General features: G+C 60.9%; 4 protein-coding genes. All 4 read left to right on the top strand.

The window, feature by feature from the left end; all coding sequences use genetic code 11:
• On the top strand, positions 1 to 216 hold a 216-nt coding region (locus Q8M82_RS15435), incomplete at its 5' end, for a hypothetical protein (protein ID WP_305692218.1).
• 220 nt (positions 217 to 436) lie between these two features.
• On the top strand, positions 437 to 568 hold the full coding sequence (locus Q8M82_RS15430) for a hypothetical protein (protein ID WP_305692217.1): 132 nt from the start codon (positions 437 to 439) through the stop codon (positions 566 to 568).
• Positions 569 to 838: 270 nt separating this feature from the next.
• Positions 839 to 1,657, top strand: a complete 819-nt coding sequence (locus tag Q8M82_RS15425) for a hypothetical protein (protein ID WP_305692216.1) — start codon at positions 839 to 841, stop codon at positions 1,655 to 1,657.
• Between the two features lie 141 nt (positions 1,658 to 1,798).
• Positions 1,799 to 2,320, top strand: a complete 522-nt coding sequence (locus Q8M82_RS15420) for a hypothetical protein (protein WP_305692215.1) — start codon at positions 1,799 to 1,801, stop codon at positions 2,318 to 2,320.
• The last annotated feature ends 127 nt before the right edge of the window (positions 2,321 to 2,447 follow it).

Here is a 2,447-nt window from a genome sequence, read left to right as displayed (position 1 = left end):
CGCGGCATCGGCCCCAATGGCGAGCGCGACCGCGTCGTGCTGGTCCCCGCCCGCGCCGCCCCCGACGCGGAGGGCCCATCCTTCTTCCCGCAGGAAAACGTCGAGGCCACGCTGGACGGCCCCGACCAGCCCGGCGCCTACGAACTGCGCTACGTGATGGACGCCCCCGTCAGCGGCCTGCGCGTGCTGGCGACGCGGGCGGTGAGCGTGGAGTGAGGGGGGCGTCCTTGCGACCGCGCCAGTCCACCGCAGTCATTCCGGGGCTTCGCACAGCGAAGAGCCCGGAATCCATGACCGCCGCGCTTGACGATGAGCCGTACGATGTCCGCATTCGTCCCAGCGAGTGTCGTGGTCATGGATTCCGGGCTCGGGCCTTCGGCCCGCCCCGGAATGACGCCATGATGCGGCGTCTCGTCCACCCGGGAGAGATCGGACGATGACCGGCGAGAGGTTCGACGATGTTTTTGAGGCGCTCCGCGACACACCGGCCGAGGCGCGCCCTCTCGCCATGCGCTCCGACCTCATGGATGCGGTCGAAGCCGTCGTGGCCTCACGGAACCTGTCCTAAACGGAAGCCGCGGACCGCCGCGGCCTGATCCAGCCTCGCCGCAACGATCTCCTGCGCGGCAAGATCAGCGTCTTCAGCCCCTCGACGCCCTGATCGGCATGGCGGCAGCGGCGGGCCTGAGCGTGCTGGAGATCGCGGCGACGGAGACGGTGCCGGCGTGATACGGTTGTGAGGTGGAGGCGAAAGGCCTGATCCCGTGGTCCTTGAATGCGATGACGCAGCCAGCTTGCGACCATTTCAGGGATCCCAAGTGCGGCGCACGGTCTGGCCATGAGCGTGACGGGAAAGCTGAACGAAGGCATGGTCGCTTTGGACGAGCAGCAGATCGTCTCCATCGAGCAGAGCGACCGCCTCGTCGTGCTGGCGCGATCATTGAACACGAGATCGACACAAGCCCGTGAGGCGCTTGAACAGGCGGCGAGTGAATGGGCTGGCTTTGGCAAAACCTGCCTTGGTCGCGCCCTTTACCGCCATCACTCGATCTTCAAGAGCCAATCTGATGCGCCCATCTGGAGCCATGTCGAGTTCGTTTATTTTCGAGATATCGTTCCGAGCGAGGCCGTGGATCAGCTCGTCAATGCCCCGCAGCCAACCGGCGTGGATTTGCTGAGAGCCGAAATTCTTCTGACGACACCTGCCTCTTTTGTCTTTCCACGAGATTGGTCCGGGTCCTCAGATCGCGCGGGTCGAAAACCATCGGTCGAGTATCTCGACGTCGATCCATCCTATCTCCGTGACTACCGAGAGATAATGCGACGTTACATCGGACCGGCCGCTTCAAAGCTCGTTGCTATGGGGAAACTCGGAACATTCAGAACGATGGAGACGGCCGCCATTCTGTTCCAAGCTCCTTCTCTCGTCGCGAAGTGGAACCAGATTCCCTTGAGCGAAGTCGATGCCGAAGGCTTCCAAGGGTTCGGACAGGAACTGGACGCGGCTCTCCGCGAGATTTCGCCGGATGGAGGCTTTGCTCGCGTTTTCGCCGAACTGGACCGAATGCGGAGCATCCCACGCTGGACCCTGAACGAAGCTGTGGTGGAGGCCGACGTTACGGTCGGCGAATGGAGCATTGCCGCGGCGGCCAAGTAACCTCGGCGATGAGGCGCGCGACGTCAGTTTCCGACCCATTTCGGACATCAACTTAACTTTTTGCGCCATGGACAGCATTGCGTCTTCGGATAAACTTTCCGCTGTGCTGGACCACCGAAAACTCGCTGATGCCAAGGGCAAATGTTGATGATTGAGCCCACCTTGCACATCGATCCGAGGACGGAAGCGGAATACCGTCGCCAGAAGAATTCCATTTTGTTGCCGATTATCGTTGTTTTTTTAGGGCCTTTATTCGGAACTATTTATTTTTTTACGTCTACGGCTCTTTATATTTTCATCGCGAGGAGCGGCCAGATTGCCTGGACGTTTTCTTGGGACTTCACTTTAGCGATGATCGCCTGGGGATACATGGCTGGATTTGTCCCAGCCTCAATTGCTGCTATTCCGCTTTCAATTATAGCCCGCCGTGTCCCGGTCAAGCCACATCTGGTCCTCCTGTCGCCGCTTGTAGGCTTCGGTGCAATGATCCCGCTGGCAATCTGGGGCGCTTTCAAGCCAAGCTATAGGGCTACCCTCATCAGTGCGATAGCGGACGCAATTTTTCTCTGCAGCATCGGTGCGGCGGCGGCGATCGGTAGCGTGCTGCTGGCTTGGGCATTCGGCTGCGTTCCCAGCCCTGTGACCAAACTAAAGAAAGCCTGAGGAGAACGTCCTACATCGACCCGAAGCCGACACGGGCATAACCGCCGCCCCTTATCCCCGCAGCCCTGCCCGACCCTATTCTTCCCGCGCTGCACCCGACCAAGGGGGCTGTCGCGAGGCATCGTGC

This window comes from Allobosea sp. (assembly GCF_030694325.1).
Lineage (GTDB): Bacteria > Pseudomonadota > Alphaproteobacteria > Rhizobiales > Beijerinckiaceae > Allobosea.
The sequence above is the reverse complement of the archived record's forward strand: the minus strand, read 5'-3'. Positions and strand labels throughout refer to the sequence as shown.